The sequence below is a fragment of the Larkinella humicola genome, from assembly GCF_008727875.1.
GTDB classification, from domain to species: domain Bacteria; phylum Bacteroidota; class Bacteroidia; order Cytophagales; family Spirosomataceae; genus Larkinella; species Larkinella humicola.
The window spans coordinates 43092-61239 of sequence record NZ_VTWS01000008.1 but is presented as its reverse complement, the minus strand read 5'-3'; the positions used below and the strand labels follow the sequence as shown (position 1 = coordinate 61239).

Sequence of the window (18148 nt, the reverse complement as noted above, 5' to 3'; positions counted from 1 at the left end):
CGCATGAAAAAAATAGTCTTGTTTCTGTGGGGAGTGCTAGTGGTCGGAACCCTGCCGACCCATGCTCAACTGATTGCCTCGAACGGGCACCGGGTAAAGCAACAGGAGAAAGACATAGCCGCGCCGGTGGTGACGCTCAAGGCGGCTTTGTCGGAACTGGAAAAACACTACCGGGTGTCCTTCATCTACCGGACGGATCTGGTCGATACGAAGGTGGTATTGAACGGACGGCGGGATCGGACGGTGGAAGAAGCACTGACGAATTTGCTGTCGGACAAAGGGTTGACTTTTGAGAAAATCCAGTCCAATTTCTACGTCATCGTGGCGAATAAGGAAAAAGGAACCCGGTTTTTTCGCAAAATAAACCAGATTGAAAAGAAAGCCTTCGAACCCCAGACCGGCGCAGAACCCGTAACCACTGCCGACCTGAACATCACCAAACTGGAACGGATCGGGTATTCGGTTCTTTCGGCGGAGCGGGTGTTGGAAGACATTCGCGGGAAAGTGACGGATGCTTCCGGTGATGGGTTGCCGGGGGTGAGTGTGGTCATTAAAGGAACGACCCGGGGAACCAACACGAACGGGCAGGGTGAATTTTCCATCAATGCTCCCGCCAATGCCACGCTGGTTTTTAGCTTTGTCGGCTACGCATCCAAAGAAGTGCAGGTGAACGGACAGACAACACTCAATGTATCGCTGGTGCAGGATGAGCGGGCGCTGGAAGAGGTGGTCGTTGTGGGGTACGGAACCCAGAAACGGGCTTCGGTAACGGGGGCGGTTTCGTCTGTAACTCCCAAAGACCTGACGGCCTTACCGGTAATCAGTGCCGAGTCGGCCATGCAGGGACGGGTGCCGGGGGTTCGGGTGGTCAACAACGGGAGCCCCGGCCAGTCGCCGATCGTGCGCATCCGGGGGGTCGGTTCCATCAACTACGCATCCGGGCCACTGTATGTGATCGATGGCGTGCCGTCGGGTGATCTCAACAACCTCGACCCGAAAGACATCGAATCACTGGAAGTGTTGAAAGACGCCAGTGCTGCGGCCATCTACGGTTCGCGGGCGTCGAACGGGGTGGTGATCATTTCGACCAAAAAAGGCTCGAAAGACGGAAAACTGCACGTGAGCCTGGATACGTATTTTGGAACCCAGAGTGCCTGGAAAAAACTGGATCTGCTCAACACGCAGGAATATATCCAGTATGCCACCGCCCTGCTGGGGAATGCCAAAATTGCGATGCCGTCTCGCCTGAGCAACCTGAACACGCCGATTTATACGGGAGCTACGCAGACGTTCGCCCAAACCGCCACCGACTGGCAGGATGTTTTGCTTCGCACGGCACCGATCCAGCAGCACCAGCTTTCGGTATCGGGCGGGAATAACGTATCCCGGTTTTTTACCTCCGCCGGGTATTTCGATCAGGAAGGGATTCTGATCGGGACCAACTACAAACGGGCGAACGTTCGGATCAACTCCGATCACCAGGTGACTAAATTCCTGACATTCGGACAGACGTTGATGTTGTCGTACGACAAGATGCGGGGTGAGCAGGGATTTGGGGGCGGTCGCACGGCGATCATGCAGGCCATCCGGAATTTGCCCTACTGGCCGGTTTCTGATCCGACGAAAGTCGGTGGTTATAGCTCCCCAACGGCGGCCGACGGATCGGATCCTGACAACCCGGTTCGGATTGCCTTGCAGGACCAGAGTTACACGCAACGCGTCAAGTTGCTGGGAACCCTGTTTACGGAAATCAAATTCACCAGTTTCCTGAAATACCGGTTCAGCTTCGGGGCGGATGTGGTGACCAACATCGGCAACAACATCTTCCCGATTTATAACGATGGCTACAAAAGCCGCGTGCAGAACAACATTCAGGACAATCGCGCGTCGTATTATTCACCCATCCTGACCAACCAGTTGACCTTCGACAAGACGTTTGGCAAGCACTACGTCAATGTGACTGCCGTCGCTGAAAAACAGAATTTCCGGAGTTCAAATTTGAACGGAAACGGTTTTCGCCCGAACAACGACATCGATGTGTTGCAGGGTATCTCGAATCCGGGTGTGACCAGCAGCCGCGACGAAAGCAGCCTGATTTCCTACATTGGTCGGGTCAACTACGATTATGCCGGAAAATACCTGATCAGTGCCTCGGTTCGCCGGGATGGATCGTCGCGTTTTGCACCGGGCAACAAATGGGGGACTTTCCCCTCGGCTTCTCTGGGCTGGCGGGTGAGTGAAGAAGCGTTCATGAAATCCGTTCCGGCCATTTCCGAACTGAAAATCCGGGGGAGTATCGGACAAACCGGTTTCAACGGCATCGGTAGCTACGCCTGGCAATCGCTGATTCAGGCCGACAATACCAACTATGTCTTTGGCGCGAACAAAGTGCTGGGCTCTTACTTCAGTGCACTGGGAAACACGGATCTGAAATGGGAAACCACCACCATGACCAACGTCGGGGTCGATCTGGGTTTGTTGAGTAACAAACTAACGTTCACGGCGGAGGTATACAACCGCAAAACCGACGGGCTGTTGCTGAACGTCCCGATTCCGAATTCCATCGGGTATTCGTCTCCGCCACTGGCCAACATCGGGAGCATGAAAAACTGGGGTTACGAGTTTCAGGTGGGCTATAACCAGAACGAAGGGGATTTTCGCTGGAATGTGTCGGCCAATATGGACGTGACCCGCAACCAGATCACCAGTCTGGCGACGCCGAGTGCCACGCTGTATTCCGGTCTGAACCAGGATTTTGGTGGGTTTGACATTACGAAAACGGAAGCCGGGCAGGCCATTCAGTCGTTCTACGGCTGGCAGGTAGACGGTATTTTCCAGACCGTCGATGAAGTGTTCAAGGCTCCCCGCCAAAACCGCCCTGACTCCCGGGAAGCCTACGACGCGACCAAACACACGTCACCGGGCGATATTCGGTTCAAGGACATCAACGGCGACGGAGTGATCGATGCCAGTGATCGGACCTACCTGGGTAGTTACATCCCGAAGTTTAGCTACGGCGTCAATTTGGGGGCCAACTACAAAAACTTTGACGTAACGGTTTATCTGCAAGGGGTTTACGGAAATAAAATCTACAACGGAACGAAAGTAATTGAAGAAGGAATGCTGCGCTTGTTCAATGCCGGTAAAGGCGTTCTGGATGCCTGGACGCCGACCAACACCGGTACCGATGTGCCCCGGGCCATCAGTGGTGATCCGAACAATAACAGCCGGACCTCCGATCGTTTTATCGAAAGCGGTTCGTACATGCGGGTGAAAAACATCAGCATCGGCTATACCATTCCGGCAACGATCCTGGGTAAACTCACCATGAATACGTTAACGAAAGCACGCATTTACGTTTCGTCGACCAACCTGCTGACCTTTACGAAGTACACCGGCCTCGACCCGGAAATCGGGATCAACGGAACGGCGGGTGACAATACCAAGTTGTTGACGAACGGGATCGACTACGGCCAGTATCCGCAGCCCCGGACGCTCCTGATCGGTTTGAATATCGGTTTCTGATCCAACCGGCGAAGTTTCAGTGAATAGATTTAAACGAAAGATTCTGATGAAAAATAAATTTCTTTTATCCGGGGTGCTTTTTCTGGGTCTGATGGCAGGCTGTCAGGAAAGTGATTTGGACAAACTGAACCCGAACGGTGTTACCGTCGACACCTTCTATAAAAACGGCGCGGAACTGAGCAGCGCGGTCAATGCCGTGTATGCCATGGCGAAGGCCAATGCGCTCACCTCGCGGGAGTGGTTTTTCCTCCAGGACTTGCGCAGCGACGACGTGGCAGCCGGTGGTGGACAACTCGAAACGCCCCGCAACCAGTTGTTGCTCGGGAGCCACGATACCGGCAATTCCGTCATGGGAGCGGTTTGGCAGGGATTTTACCGGCTGATTCACCGGGCCAACGTCGTGCTGGATTTGTCGGAAAAAGTAGCCGACATCCCGGCGGCCGACAAAGCCCGGCTGCTGGCCGAAGCTCGCTTTCTGCGTGCCTGGTCGTATTTTGATCTCGTCACGATGTGGGGTGGTGTGCCGTTGTACAAATCCTACGTTACATCCGTAGAAGGCTCCCTGCCCCGGGCAACCGAAAAAGAGGTGTATGATTTTATCGTTGCCGACCTGAAAGCAGCCGCTGAAGCCCTGCCGGCCACCTATAACGCCGACAACCTGGGCCGGGCTACCAAAGGAGCCGCTCAGATGTTGCTGGCCCGGGTGTATCTGCAACAGGCTGATTATACGAACGCGAAGGTCGAACTTCAAAAAGTGATCACATCGGGTACCTACAGCCTGGTGGATGAGTATTCGGATAATTTTATCGAAGAAACGGAGTTCAATAAAGAGTCCATCTTTGAAATTAATTTCTTCCCGGCGGGGGGCAACTACAACTGGGATGGTGACGGAAACGGCGCAACGGCTGGCACGGAAACCGTTCGGACGCAGGAATATTCGGCCATCGGCTGGCGGAACGTGATTCCTTCCAACAGCCTGTTGAATGAGTTTGAGAAAACCGCCACCGGCACCGATCCGCGTTTTGCCAAGTCGTTTTACGTGACAGGCGATAAGTACAACCTGGATAAAAACGTGCTGACGGATGCGGCCCAAAACGGCAACTCGTCGGTGGTCGACGGCAAAACGATGAAGGTAAGCTGGCGCAAATTCTCGCTGATGTATAAAACCGATCAGACGTTTCTGACCGGCGGCATCAACCAGCGGATCATGCGCTATGCCGAAACCCTGCTGGCGATGGCCGAAGTCGAAAACGAAATCGGTTCCATCACGGAAGCTGTCAAATACCTGAATATGGTTCGGGCGCGCAAGAGTGTCGCCCTGCCGGCCTATCCGACGGCCGCCTATCCGGTGGGTACGAAAGATCAGGTTTTTGCGGCCATCATGCACGAACGACGCGTGGAGCTGAGTGGCGAACAAATCCGCAACCGCGACATTCTGCGCTGGCGGAAAGCGGGTAAACTGAAAACCGAGCCGTTTGCGTATTTCCAGAAAAACAAGCACGAGTTGTTGCCCATTCCGCAGCAGGAAGTGGACAATAATCCAAAAATTGAGCCGACTAACCAGAACCCGGGCTATTGATTTTCCCGGATTGACAAATGATGAAATAGGAAAGTAAGCGAGGGGCAACGGTAAATAACCGCTTGCTCCTCGCTTTATTCGCTTTCAGCCAGTCGTTATTGCCCGCGAAATCCATGCGTTTTTCCACTTTGCCATCCCGTATTTTTCTTCTCTTGATTGTTGGAGGTGCTGCCTGCCGGCAGTCGGAGCCAACGCTTTTTGAGCAGATGCCCGCCCGCCAAACCGGGATTGCCTTTGCCAACACCCTCGAACCCACCGATTCGCTGAACGCGTTTTCGTTCACCAATTTCTACAACGGCGGTGGCGTCGGCGTTGGCGATGTCGATAACGACGGCAAACCGGATGTGTTCTTCGGCGGCAATCAGGTCAGTTGCAGGCTGTATCTCAACCGCATCGATTCCACGACGCACGACTGGAAGTTCGAGGATGTCACCGAAGCCGCCGGGTTGACTACCAACCGCTGGTGCACCGGGATTTCCATGGCGGACGTCAATGACGATGGCTGGTTGGATATCTACGTCAGTGTGGCCAAACACCCGGCCATGCCCCACTCGGAAAACCTGCTGTTCATCAATCAGGGCGTTCAAAAAGGCAAGCCGGTTTTTAAGGAAATGGCCGCAGCCTATGGTCTGGCGGATGCCAACTTTACGACCCAAACCGCCTTTTTTGATTATGACCTCGACGGCGATCTCGATGCCTATCTGCTCAATACCGGTCCCGATCTGCAAAATCCGAACTACCTCCGCGCTACGATCAACGACGGTTCGTATCCCAGCACCGGTAAATTGTACCGCAACGACGGTGTTGGTCCGCAGGGCCACCCGGTTTTTAAGGATATTTCTCGGCAAGCCGGTATTATCTATGAAGGCCTGGGGTTGGGCCTGGCCATCAGCGATCTCAACAAAGATGGTTATCCCGACATTTACTGTTCGAATGACTTCATCAGCAGCGACATTCTGTATCTGAATACCGGAAAAACCGCCCCCCGGAATCCCATGTTTACCAATGTGATTCGACAGGCCACGGCGCACACGAGCCTGTATGGCATGGGCGTCGATGTGGCCGATTTTAACAACGACGGTTTACCCGATATTTTCCAGCTCGACATGTTGCCGGAAGAAAACGCGCGGCAGAAAAAGATGCTCGCCGGACAGGATTACGACCGCAAGGAACTGAGCATTTCGGAACCGTATCGCTACCAGATGCAGTACATGCGCAATTCGCTGCAACTGAATCTGGGGGTTCATAAAGGAACGGACGAGAAACATACGGTGCCGGTTTTCAGTGAAATCGGACTGCTGGCGGGGGTTGCCAAAACCGACTGGAGTTGGGCCGCGCTGCTGGCTGATTACGACAACGACGGTCGCAAGGACCTCTACATTACCAATGGCTACCGTCGGGATGTGACCGACCGCGATTTTATTCAGTTCACCGAGGAGTTTTCCGGTTTCGGTACGGCCGAATTTCAGAAGGACAAACGCGAGGAGTTGATCCGGAAAGTGCCGGAGGTGAAAGTGCCGAATTACGCCTACCAGAACGCCGGTGATCTGGCGTTTACGGACGTCTCGAAGGCCTGGGGGCTGGCCGATCTGTCGTATTCCAACGGCGCTGCTTATGCTGATCTGGACGGCGATGGCGATCTGGATCTGGTCGTCAACACCATCGATTCCGAAGCGCTGGTGTACCAAAACCGGGTGCAGCAGCAAAAACCGGCGCCGTATGTGTCCATCAAACTGGAGGGCCAGGCAGGAAACCGGCAGGGCATTGGTGCGAAAGTTACACTCTGGGCGGGCGGACAACAGCAATACGCCGAACTCTCGGTGGTGCGCGGGTTTCAGTCGTCGGTTGAGCCGCTTCTGTATTTTGGACTCGGAAAATCAACGGGAATCGATTCGTTGCTGGTGGAATGGCCGGGCGGTTTGTCCGAAAAGCAATATCGGATTCCGGCAAACCAACGCCTGACGCTTCGGTTCAGTCAGGCCGGAAAGAACGAACTCAAAGCGAATCCGGTAACCGCCAAACCGCTGTTTGCAAATGTGACGGACGAAATTCCGCTGGATTTTCAGCACCGCTCTTCGGGTTTTGTGGATTTTAAACAAACAGCAGCTTTGCACAAAATGCTGTCGCGTACCGGTTTTGCGCTGGCATCCGGCGACATCAACGGCGATGGTCTGGACGATTGCTTCGTGGGCGGAACCTACCGGGGCAGCGAAGCCTGTTTTCTGATCCGGACGATAACCGGTGGGTTTACCAAAAAACCGTTCCCGATTCACTCCAACCACGACGATACGGCTGCCCTGTTGTTCGACGCTGACGGCGATAGAGACCTGGATCTGTACGTGGTCGGCGGGGGAGCCGAACGGCCTGCGTCCGACCAATCTTTTTACCAGGACCGGCTGTACGTGAACGACGGAAAGGGTAATTTCAGCCCGGCTCCGGCGAAGGCTTTGCCGGACGTGTCGGGCAGCGGTTCCTGCGTGGTGGCGGCTGATTACGACCGTGACGGAGACCTCGATCTGTTCGTCGGAGGACGGCAGATTCCCGGTCAGTACCCGCTTCCGGCCCGGAGTTATCTGCTCCGCAACGACACCAAAAACGGTTCCGGCACGTTTACGGACGTCACCGCCCAGCTTTGCCCCGATTTACTGAAAGCCGGTTTGGTCTGCACCGCCCTCTGGACCGACACCAACAACGACCAGTGGCCCGACCTGCTAATAGCCGGCGAATGGATGCCTTTAACCCTCATAAAAAATGAATCCGGTAGGCAATTCACTCATTCACTCATTCACTCATCACCGCTCCGGCGGCCCGGTCATTGTACCGGTTGGTGGAATTCCCTCGCCCAGGGCGATTTCGACAACGACGGTGATCTGGACTACATCGCCGGCAATGAAGGGCTGAATACGCTCTACCGGGCGTCGGAGAAAGAGCCGATCAAGATGATCGCAAAAGATTTTAACAAAGACGGCACGTTCGATCCGCTGATGGGGTATTTTATCAAGGGCGTTCAATATCCGGCCATCCCCCGCGATGCGCTGAACCAGCAGGTGATTCAGTTCCGGCGTAAATACCAGCGGTATGCCGATTACGCAAAGGTGACATTTGACGAGCTACTGACCCGCGACGACCTCGACGGAGCCTATCAGGTTGAGGCCACGTACCTGGAAAGTGCCTACCTCGAAAATCGGGGCAATGGTGAATTTAAAGTAACGCCCTTGCCGCGCCTGGCGCAGCAGTCACCGGTTTTTGAAATTATTCCGCAGGATGTAAACCACGATGGCAAGATGGATGCGGTGTTGACCGGCAATTTTTATCCGAACGAAGTCAACATGGGGCGTCAGGATGCGTCGTTCGGGCTGGTGTTGCTGGGCGACGGTCGTGGCCATTTCAAACCGCTCATGCCCCGCGAAAGTGGCCTGTTCATTACCGGCGATGCCCGGAAGTCGCTGGTGGTTTCCGGCAAAGGGCTGGACCCAGTACTGGTCACGGCAGTGTATGGGCAGGGGCTGCAGTTCAACCGGTATGTGCCATAGGTCCACGGTTCATTTGGTTTCAGGAGATCCCTTTGATGGCATTCGATTGGTCATCCCGGAGGAATGACCAATCGAATTTGTGATTACATCGATCCTGCGTTGGTACCGGCTGCGTACCAAAGGGTGGCTACGGCTTTCTGGTATTTGGCCCGTAATTCTTCCAGTTTGATCTGTAAATCAATCAGTTTAGTTTCTCGGCTGTTGATCAGAAAGAGCGAACTTTCACCGATGTCGAACTTCTGCTGTTCGGCCCGCACCAGCGTTTGCTGGTTGGCAACCGTCTGTTGCTGAACGGAAATCAGACCTTCCAGCGTCTTCAGTTCGTTCCAGGCGGCCTGTACGTCGTTGGCAATATCGCGGCCGGTTTGCTGCCGTTCGAGGTTCAACTGCTGGCTTTTGATCTGCACCTGCCGAAGCTTGCCGCGCTCTTTGCGCAGGAAGAGCGGAAACGTCAAATCCAGACCAATTTTGTGGTTCTCGGGCCGAAACGCGTAGTAGCTGGGGCCATCGTATCCCAGCCCCGTCAAGGGCGTGCGGCTCAACAAACTGGCATTCAGCGTGATCTGGGGTTGCAGCAACGACCGCCGAAACCGTTCTTCCACCGCCAGTTGTTGTCCTTTGGCCGCCAGGCTCAGTAATTCCGGGTGTTGTTCGGCCGCCCGACTCAGCAGATTTTGCAGTTGGGCTTCGGTGGTTCGATCGAGCGGAGCGGTCTGCGGCACCACCGCCAGGGGCAGGTCAACCGGCTTGGGCGGGGTGTTCGCATCATCGCTGATCCACAGAAAAGCCGTCAGCCGCAAGCGGGCGTTCTGCCAGTCAACTTCCGCCTGTTGGAGTTGCACCAGCCGGTCCTGCACCGTAATCAGGGCTTCGGTAGTGTCGATGGGAGCCACATCGCCCAGGGCGGCCCGTTCCCGCATGGCCCGAAACCGGGTGTCGGCCAGTTGGTAGCCCTGCCGGATCAACTGAAACTGCTGGTAGGTCATATACCAGTCCCAGTAGGTTTTGGCCGCATCGAACAGCGTTTTGTTGATCAGTTTCAACCGATCGGCATCCGCCAGATTGACCGCCAACTGCGCCTGACGCAAGGCATTGCGCCGGGCGTCGATCAGCAAACCCTGCCCGATCGGGACGCTCAGACCTACGGCCGCCAGACCGGTTGAAGGCACCCGGTATTCCGGATTCAGGTACTCGCCCCGGTTGCGGTCATAGGTCATCTTAACGTCGATCCCGCCCGGCAAAACCGGAATCGCCAACCCGGATTGCCACTTGTCGTAATACAGATTATTGCCGAATTCCTTGCGGTCATAAGCCGAAAACAGCTTCGGGTCGAATGCGCCCTGTGCCTGGCGGATTTCCTGCCGGGCTTCCTCGTTCAGCAAAGCGGCCTGCCGGACAATCGGGTGGTACTGCGAAACGACCCGGTAGAAATCGGCCGCCGTAAAAACCGTCGTGTCCGGAGAGGGAGTCGGGGTTTGTCCGAATGTTTTGCCGGACACCGCGCCACCCAGCAAGAGCCCATAGAGTAGGATGAGACGCTTCATGCCTTCTTTTCCTCTTTAGGTTCTTCTTTCAAACTGGGCGGAAAACCGTTCAACTGCCGCCAGATCTCGTACCAGATCGGTACGTCGTCGAGCATGACCCAGCCATACACGCCGGAACCAACGCGCAACTGTTTGGGCCAGGGCTGGTCGCTGGGCCGGGCTTTGGGCCGCACCAGCAGGCGGTATTTCCCGTTGACACTGCTAACGGCATCGATAACGGCCACCTCGCCCCCGAACGTACCGACGGCCACTGTCGGCCAGCCCGAAAACTGAATGGCTGGCCAGCCATCGAACTGAATCCGGACTTCGCGCCCGCGCTGAATCAACGGCACGTCCATCGCCCGAACGTAGAGTTCGACGGCAATGGACGGGTTGGCGGGTTGCAGGGTAGCGATGGATTCGCCCTCCTTGATGGTCTCGCCAATTCCGAATTTCAACGACCGAACCACGTAGCCATCCTGCGGTGCACGAACGACGTATAACCCCCGCCGAACGTCTACGCTGCTGATTTTATTCCGGATTTTGGAAATCTCGCCGTCGGCTTCGGCCCGGTACGAAACCGCCGAACTGCGGTCCGAGAGGGCTTTGGCAATCTTCTCCTGGTAATCGGCCTGAATCGTGTTCAGGTCGAGCCGGGCGTTGACCAGTTCCTGCCGCGACACGTTCAGCTTGTTCTCCCAGGCAATCACCTTGGCGTAGTCCTGCTGCACTTTCAGTCGCCGGGATTCGAGGTCGGTGAGTGAAAACAGACCGTTTTTGTACCCCTTTTCATACCGCTCCAGCCGGTCGAGGGCAATCTGGTAATTCTTCCGTTCGGCGAGCAGGTCCGTGCTGTCGCTGGTCACTTTGAACGCGCTCTGACGAATCTTGTTTCGGGCCGACGCCAGTTTGACCTGTAACCCGGTTTTGAGGGCGGCAATCTGTCCGTCGAGGGCCGAGATTTTGGCATCGGTGGCTTCCAGGCTGCCTTGCTTGGCGTCGAGTTGTTCGTCGAGTCGCTGGGGCAGTCTGGGATCAAAATACTCGTCTTTGATTTCAGAGATCACCAGCATCGTATCGCCTTTTTTGACATACTGCCCCTCCTGAATTCGCCAGCGTTCGATCCGTCCGGCAATGGCGTTCTGGATGGTTTGCGGACGATCCTGGGGGGTCAGCGCCGTGACGGTTCCTTCGCCGTTGAGGTTCTGCTGCCACGGTAAAAACATAACACACAGGCCGATGAGTAACAGAGCCAGCATCCAGCGACCCAACCGCCGACCGCTGTCGGGTTGGGGGAGGGTTCGGAGGGTTTTGAGCGGGTAATGGGTGAACAGTGCCTCATCAACCCGCTGGTTGGATAGGTTAAGCATGAGTCGCTGGTTCGGTTTCGAGTGGTAAATCCGTTACGTTGGCAATTTTTTCGACGGCGGTCAGCATGTCGAAAACCGTGTCGATGCCCGAAATCAGTTTCTCCACCGATCCGGAAATCAGGACGATCACCAGTTCGGCCGCCACAAACTGGCCCAGCGTCATTTCCCGGCTGATCACCAGGGAGGTTCCCAGAATGAGCAAACCGCCGGTGATCAGCGTCCGGAAGGCGATGGCACTGTAAAAGAACCGTTTCAGAACGCTAAAGTGCGAATTGCGATTCGATACATAATTGGCGACCAGTTCGTCGATCCGGTCGATCGGCTCCGGGTCGTTCTGATGGCGGTAGCGGGGGAGATCATGGGCGAATTCTTCCAGGCAACTGACCACCTTGTATTTGTATTTGGATTCATCCAGGCTCGTCCGAATGCCGCGTGGCCCGTAGAGCCAGCTAACGCCCAAAATGACCAGCAGGGTAAAAAAACCAAATCCGAGAAAAACCGGGTGGTAGAACGAGAGCAGGATGAGCCCAAACAGAATTTGTACTGCGGCCGCCGTCAGGTCGATCAATAATTTGGGTAATCCCTTCTGAATCGTCAGGACGTCGAAAAACCGGTTCATCAACTCGGGGGGGTAATACGCCGAGAGTGCTTCGGGCTGAATCCGGGGGAGCCGGTAGGCAAACTCAAAAGCTGCTTTGGCAAAAATGCGTTGCTGCAGCACTTCCACCAGCGTCATTTGACCCACCACCAGCAACCCGGCTGCCAGCACGCCCACCACCACCAGCCCGATTAGGACGTAGACCGAACTGAACACCAGTCCGCTGGACACCAGGTTGAAAACCGCCTGAATACCGAGCGGCAGAGAGAGGCTGATCAAGCCCGTAATCAGGGCGTAGAGATAAATGTACCCAATGTCTTTTTTTTCGGTTCCGAGCAGCCGGAGAAGCCGTTGGGTGGGGGTTGGTGGGGGTTGTTGATACGAATGTATAGGTGCCATAAAATTGCTTTCTTAACTGATAGTAAAACTATCATTCTTGCAAACATAACTTTTATTCCTGAAAGTTTGTTTCTTTGTGTACGAATTTTCTATTGCACAGTAAATAGACGCGCTAAATGGAATACACCGTTGTGGTTCGGATGAACGGGAAGCTTTTTCTACGTGATCCGGAAAGCTCAGAACTGGGTCGCCGGATCGTTCGGCAGGGCATTCAGTTGATGGCCGAAATTGGATTTGAAGAGATGACGTTCCGAAAGCTTGCGGAGCGGATCAACACCAAAGAGGCCAGTATTTACCGGTATTTTGAAAATAAACACCGGTTGCTGGTGTATCTGGTGGCCTGGTACTGGCAGTGGCTGGAATACCAGGTGCTGTTCCAGACCAATAACCTGACCGATTCGCGGGAGAAACTGGAGCGTATACTAAAGCTGCTGCTGCTGAAAGACCTATCGGCCCTCAACGTATCGACGGAAGCGGACGACATGGATATTCCGGCTTTGCACAGCATCGTGATTCAGGAAGCGAGTAAAGCCTATCTGACGCACCACGTGACGGAAGACAACCGGGAGCAACTCTTCAAACCGTATAAAGACTTGTGCAGCCGCATCGCTGGCATCATTCTGGAATACCGCCCCGGCTATCCCTACGCCCGGTCGCGTGCCAGCTCCCTGATCGAAACCGCTCATTACCAGGCATTTTTTATGCAACACTTACCGTCACTGACCGATTTTGATCCCGAATCGCAGAACCCGGTCGGCGACAAAGATCCCTTGTTGACCTTTCTGCGTCACCTGCTGTTCTCGTCGCTGGACACGGCCCGGTTTTGAATGCCATCCGAATTAAATGCCGGGTAAAAGGTACAGAATCAGGAGGATAGCCCCAATGACGATGCTTAGAGTCAGCAGGAGCGAAAGCCGTTGAGAGGGGAAGAAAACGTTTTCGTTGAGTTGTTTTTCGACCGATCGGTACCGGAAGAAAGCCAGCAGGGCCAGGACGGCCCCCAGAGCCACCATCAACACGCCGATGACCGCCGAATAGCCTTTCGAGGGCAAAACCGTTCCTTCGCCGAGGGCGACGCTAAGCTGGCGGATGAAAAGGGCGAATTTGACAATGACAAACCCGAAGCCCATCAGGGCTACACTGGTTCGTATCCAGGCCAGAAAGGTTCGTTCGTTGGCCAGGTAATCGGCGGGCCCCGGCGTTTTGGCGGGAAGTTTATGGGGTTGTTCCATCGTGCTTCATATAACCGGACGGGTCTTTGAAAGGTTTGGTGCAGACGGTTTTCCGGTTTACCCGATTACCGTATCTACTGAATCGCCGTTCCCTCTTTGATGGTTTCCCGGGCGTTGAAAATGACTTGGTCGTTGTCGCGTAAATCGCCGAAAATTTCAATCATGTCGCCGGATTTCTGGCCCCGCCGAATCGCCACACGCTTGGCCCGGCCGTCCTCGACTTTGATGACGTATTGACCCTCCGTAGAGGCAACAACCGCCGATGTGGGAACCGCCAGCGCACCGGGCGTTCCGGTGGCCGACAGGCTGATGTCGGCAAACATGCCGGGCTGAAGCTGGCGGTTTGGGTTGTCTACATCGATTTCGACCGTTTCGGAGCGGAACTTTTGGTTCATCGTGCCCGACCGGCGGCTAATTTTCCCTTTGAAGACCTTGCCCGGCAGGGCACTGACGGTGAACGCCAACGCTTCGCTTTTCCGGAGCTGGCTGCTGTAGGTTTCGGGAACATCGAAAACCAGCCGCAGGCGGTTTTGCTGTTGCAGCACCAGCATGGGCCGGTCCTGCCGTGCCCCGGTTCCGACCAGCGCCCCGGGGTGAACGTTCCGCTCGGTGATGAACCCATCGAACGGAGCCGCAACGGTCAGGTAGGATTTGAGTTTGGCCATGGCGCGGTAATTGGCTTCTTCGCCCAGCAACGACGCACTGTCGGCATGCACCCGCGCCAGGGCGGTTTCGAGATCCAAAGCCGATACGGAGCCGGGGACCTTGTTACTGGCCAGTAACCGCCGGTAATGTTCGCGACTGGCCACCAGCATAGCCTGAGCTTTGAGCGAATTGGAACGGGTAGCCGCCAGCCGCTCTTCGGTTTCGGGTGCGTCGATCGTCATGAGCACCTGGCCCTTTCGTACCGCCGAACCCCGGTCGACCAGCACCCGATCCACAAAACCCGTCGCGCGGGGGTAGATGGTGACTTCCTGATAGGGGTGAAATTCGCCCGGCAGTTGCACGGTTTGCCCCACCGGTTGCCGCGACACGGCGCCAATGCGGTAGTTGGTTTCGGCCACCGGTTTGGTGGTCTTTTTCTTTTTCATAACCGTCTGCGCCGAGTCGGACGAGTTACAGCTACTCAGTGTGCAAAGGCCCAGCAGGACCAGCAAACGACTATATTCGGTGATTTTCATACGCTTAAGGATGAACGGGTTGGGGTTCAAAATCGAGAGTTTCAACAACCGGATGGTCGGCAGTCGTGTCGTCGGGCAGCAGGGATGGGTCAACGTAATTCGTATTTCGCTGCAACCAGACGTAGACCTGCGGCACGATGTACAGCGCGGCCAGGGTCGAGGCAATCAGTCCGCCAATGACGGCCCGGCCCAGTGGGGCTACCTGCTCCCCGGCCTCGCCCGTACCCATCGCCATGGGCACCATACCGGCCACCATCGCAAACGAGGTCATCAGAACCGGCCGGAGCCGCAGCCCCACACTATCGATGGCAGCCCGCGTCACGTTGCGGTATTCCCACCGCAACCGCTCCGCATTGGTGACAATCAGAATGGCGTTGGCGACGGAAATACCGGTCGACATAATGATCCCCATGTACGATTGCAAATTGAGCGTACTGCCCGTCAACAGCAGCAGCCCAATGGACCCCACGATGACGGCGGGGACGGTGCTGAGGACCACAAACGACAGCTTGAAGGATTGGTAGTTGGCGGCCAGCAACAGGAAGATGACCAGCACCGCAATGCCCAGCCCCAGTTGCAGGCTGTCGAGCGTTTCGGTCAGCAGCGACGACATCCCTTTCACTTCCGTGATGAGTCCGTTCGGGGTTTCGCCCAGTTTGGCAATGGTGGCTTCCACGGCCTGCGTGGCCGTGCCCAGATCGCGGTGGTGTACGTTGGCTGAAACCGTTACGAACCGGCGGGGGCCGATGCGGTCATATTCGCCGGGCAGGGTGTCCATGGAAAACGTGGCGACATCGCCCAGCACGGGTCGCGTTTGCCCCGCCACCAGCGGAATCGACTCCAACTGCGTCATGTTGCGCATGTCATATTCCGGAATCTGCACCTGCACCTGGTACGTGTAGGCTGACTGTTTATCGAGCCACTGGTTTTTTTCAGTATACCGGCTTGACGAAGTGGACGCGGTAATGGACCGGGCGGCTTGCTGGAGGTTCAATCCCATCATGGCCAGTTTCTGCCGGTCGAGCGTGATGTTGATGACCGGAAATTTCAGCGGCTGAAGAATGCGGACGTCGCGCAGGTACGAAACGTCGGCCAGGCTGTCGACCAACTGGTTGGCATACCCCGCAATCTGTTTCATGTTACGCCCGGCCACCATCACCTCAATGGGCGTGCTGGCGCCCCCGCTCATGAGTTTTTCGGTCAGATCGGCGGGTTCGAACGAGAGTGTGAGGTCGGGAAGCTGGTCCTGAACCGCCAGCCGGATGCGTTCTTTCAGGTCCTGCATGTTGGTATGAAACCCCTTGGTCAGTCCCACTTTAATAACCGCATCGTTGGTTCCGCTGGTATTCACGTAGAGGTTGGAGGTCGCGTAGTTGGTCGGTACAACCCCGACATAAGCCGACGAAACCGCCAGGTTTCCCCCCGACACCTCATCGACCAGCGCCAGAAGTTCGCTCACGCGTTCTTCAGTGCGTTCGAGCCGGGTGCCGTCGGGTGTTTTCATCCGGATGACCATCTGGCCGGAATTGGTCACAGGCAGCATGTCTTTCCCGATCAATACAAAACCGACGCCAGCCAGGGCCAGAATGCCGACGAAATACAACGTGAGAATGAGCCCGTTGCGTTGAAGAAGTCGCCCCGTCTGACCCACAAATCCGACGCGGACGCGCTCGAAAAAGCCGGGTTTTTTCGCTTCGTGATCCGCTTTGTGAACGTGGTCTTTCATGAGCCAGTTGGCCAATACCGGCACCAGACTCTGGGCCAGGAAATAGGAAACCGTCATGGCAAAACCAATCGATAGCGACAGGGGCAGGAACATGGCCCGGGGAACGCCCGTCATGATGAACGAGGGCGCAAAAACCGCCAGAATACACAGCAGGATCAGCAACAGCGGCAGGGCGACTTCCTTGCAGGCATCGAAAATTGCCTGCTTGCGGGGTTTGCCCATGTCCAGGTGCTGGTGAATATTCTCAATCGTCACCGTGGCCTGATCCACCAGCACCCCGATGGCCAGCGCCAGCCCCGACAATGTCATGATGTTGATCGTTTGTCCGGCCAGACTTAATCCCAATACGGCGGCAATGATGGAAACCGGAATCGTGATGATGACGATGACCGACGAGCGCCAGTCGCCCAGGAAGAGCAACACCATCAGACCCGTCAGAATGGCCCCAAGCCCTCCTTCAAACAGCAGACTTTCAACGGCATTGATTACAAATACCGACTGATCGAATTCGTAATTGACCTCAATATCGTCCGGGAGCAGACCGCGCATTTCGGGCAGTTTGGCTTTCAGCCGCGTAACCACGTCCCAGGTCGAGGCATCGGCGGTTTTAACAACCGGGATGTACGATGAGCGGTTGCCGTTGACGAGCGCATACCCGGCGGTGACGTCCGAACCGTCGAGCACGGTGGCAACGTCGCCCAGAAAGACGGTGCGGTGTCCCTGCGTAACGACCGGAATCCGGCTAAAGTCGGCCACCTGGTCTTCCAGCGAATTCAGCGTGGTGATGTAGGTGGTGTTGTCGATCCGGATATTGCCGGAGGGCGTCATGGCGTTGTTGGCGGCCAGCGCTTCCACCACTTCATCGGGCGAGAGGTTCAGGCTCCGGACTTTGTCGGGGTTCAGATTGATGACAATCGTGCGGGAGTTGGTTCCGATCGGGGGCGGAGCGGTCAGGCCCGGCACGGTGGAAAAGAGGGGCCGGATGCGCGTTACGGCCAGTTCGTGAATTTCCGCGAGCGAACGGGTTTTACTCGAAAACACCAGATCACCGATCGGCACCGACGACGCATCGTAGCGCACCACCTGCGGGGGCAGCGCGCCCGGCGGGAAAAATTTCATGGCCCGGTTTACCTGGATGGCCACTTCGGCGGCTGCCTGAGCCATGTCGGAACCTTCATAAAAAGCCAGCTTTACGATGGTGAGTCCCTGCACACTGCGGCTCTGAATTTCCCGAATACCGCCGATGTACAGAAACTGATCCTGCATCCGGGTGGCAAAGAACCCTTCCATTTGCGCCGGTGACATCCCCCCATAGGGTTCGATCACGTAAATGGTCGGGGAGTTCAGACGCGGGAAAATGTCGATGGGAATCCGCATGGCCGACAGGATCGAAAACATAACGACTCCGGTCACGAGTACCAAAACCGCAATCGGGCGTTTCAACGACGTTGCTAATAAAGACATACGCTGGAAATTTAGGGT

Annotated in this window: 10 protein-coding genes; 4 read left to right on the top strand and 6 right to left on the bottom strand. The window is 55.8% G+C overall.

What is annotated here, in order from left to right; translation table 11 throughout:
- The first annotated feature begins 3 nt into the window (after positions 1-3).
- The 3 genes from F0P93_RS25745 to F0P93_RS25735 all read left to right on the top strand — a co-directional run bounded on the left by F0P93_RS25745 (position 4) and on the right by F0P93_RS25735 (position 8637).
- Complete coding sequence (locus F0P93_RS25745) at positions 4-3525, top strand: SusC/RagA family TonB-linked outer membrane protein (protein WP_150880607.1); 3522 nt, start codon at positions 4-6, stop codon at positions 3523-3525.
- A gap of 46 nt (positions 3526-3571) precedes the next feature.
- On the top strand, positions 3572-5104 hold the full coding sequence (locus F0P93_RS25740; RefSeq protein ID WP_150880606.1) for a RagB/SusD family nutrient uptake outer membrane protein: 1533 nt from the start codon (positions 3572-3574) through the stop codon (positions 5102-5104).
- Between the two features lie 113 nt (positions 5105-5217).
- Complete coding sequence (locus F0P93_RS25735) at positions 5218-8637, top strand: VCBS repeat-containing protein (protein ID WP_150880605.1); 3420 nt, start codon at positions 5218-5220, stop codon at positions 8635-8637.
- An 83-nt stretch (positions 8638-8720) separates the two neighbouring features.
- Here F0P93_RS25735 and F0P93_RS25730 read toward each other — a convergent pair whose 3' ends face one another.
- From F0P93_RS25730 to F0P93_RS25720, 3 genes are read right to left on the bottom strand one after another with little or no spacing between them, the layout of a single operon-like run.
- Positions 8721-10181 carry a TolC family protein gene (locus tag F0P93_RS25730; RefSeq protein WP_150880604.1) on the bottom strand — a complete coding sequence of 487 codons (1461 nt, stop codon included), beginning with the start codon at positions 10179-10181 and terminating at the stop codon, positions 8721-8723.
- A complete protein-coding gene (locus tag F0P93_RS25725) occupies positions 10178-11530 on the bottom strand; it encodes an HlyD family secretion protein (RefSeq protein ID WP_150880603.1) in 1353 nt (450 codons plus the stop codon). Before F0P93_RS25725 ends, F0P93_RS25730 begins: the two co-directional genes overlap by 4 nt.
- Positions 11523-12527, bottom strand: a complete 1005-nt coding sequence (locus tag F0P93_RS25720; RefSeq protein ID WP_150880602.1) for an ABC transporter transmembrane domain-containing protein — start codon at positions 12525-12527, stop codon at positions 11523-11525. Before F0P93_RS25720 ends, F0P93_RS25725 begins: the two co-directional genes overlap by 8 nt.
- Before the next feature lie 116 nt (positions 12528-12643).
- Between F0P93_RS25720 and F0P93_RS25715 the strand changes: the two genes are divergently transcribed.
- Positions 12644-13354, top strand: coding sequence for a TetR/AcrR family transcriptional regulator (locus F0P93_RS25715; RefSeq protein ID WP_150880601.1), 711 nt, complete (start codon positions 12644-12646; stop codon positions 13352-13354).
- 12 nt (positions 13355-13366) lie between these two features.
- Here the strand turns inward: F0P93_RS25715 and F0P93_RS25710 are convergent, their stop codons facing one another.
- The 3 genes from F0P93_RS25710 to F0P93_RS25700 form a co-directional block, all read right to left on the bottom strand.
- Positions 13367-13759 (bottom strand): YidH family protein, encoded by a 393-nt coding sequence (locus F0P93_RS25710; protein ID WP_150880600.1) that lies wholly within the window; start codon positions 13757-13759, stop codon positions 13367-13369.
- 74 nt (positions 13760-13833) lie between these two features.
- Complete coding sequence (locus F0P93_RS25705; RefSeq protein ID WP_150880599.1) at positions 13834-14940, bottom strand: efflux RND transporter periplasmic adaptor subunit; 1107 nt, start codon at positions 14938-14940, stop codon at positions 13834-13836.
- Positions 14941-14944: 4 nt separating this feature from the next.
- Positions 14945-18130, bottom strand: coding sequence for an efflux RND transporter permease subunit (locus F0P93_RS25700; protein WP_150880598.1), 3186 nt, complete (start codon positions 18128-18130; stop codon positions 14945-14947).
- Positions 18131-18148 lie beyond the last annotated feature (18 nt).

Bases quoted from the DNA above. Each gene is read 5' to 3' on its own strand.
- F0P93_RS25735 (WP_150880605.1), top strand. From the start codon at position 5,218: ATGCGTTTTTCCACTTTGCCATCCCGTATTTTTCTTCTCTTGATTGTT.
- F0P93_RS25715 (WP_150880601.1), top strand. From the start codon at position 12,644: ATGGAATACACCGTTGTGGTTCGGATGAACGGGAAGCTTTTTCTACGT.
- F0P93_RS25705 (WP_150880599.1), bottom strand. From the start codon at position 14,940: ATGAAAATCACCGAATATAGTCGTTTGCTGGTCCTGCTGGGCCTTTGC.
- F0P93_RS25745 (WP_150880607.1), top strand. From the start codon at position 4: ATGAAAAAAATAGTCTTGTTTCTGTGGGGAGTGCTAGTGGTCGGAACC.
- F0P93_RS25730 (WP_150880604.1), bottom strand. From the start codon at position 10,181: ATGAAGCGTCTCATCCTACTCTATGGGCTCTTGCTGGGTGGCGCGGTG.
- F0P93_RS25720 (WP_150880602.1), bottom strand. From the start codon at position 12,527: ATGGCACCTATACATTCGTATCAACAACCCCCACCAACCCCCACCCAA.
- F0P93_RS25710 (WP_150880600.1), bottom strand. From the start codon at position 13,759: ATGGAACAACCCCATAAACTTCCCGCCAAAACGCCGGGGCCCGCCGAT.
- F0P93_RS25700 (WP_150880598.1), bottom strand. From the start codon at position 18,130: ATGTCTTTATTAGCAACGTCGTTGAAACGCCCGATTGCGGTTTTGGTA.
- F0P93_RS25740 (WP_150880606.1), top strand. From the start codon at position 3,572: ATGAAAAATAAATTTCTTTTATCCGGGGTGCTTTTTCTGGGTCTGATG.
- F0P93_RS25725 (WP_150880603.1), bottom strand. From the start codon at position 11,530: ATGCTTAACCTATCCAACCAGCGGGTTGATGAGGCACTGTTCACCCAT.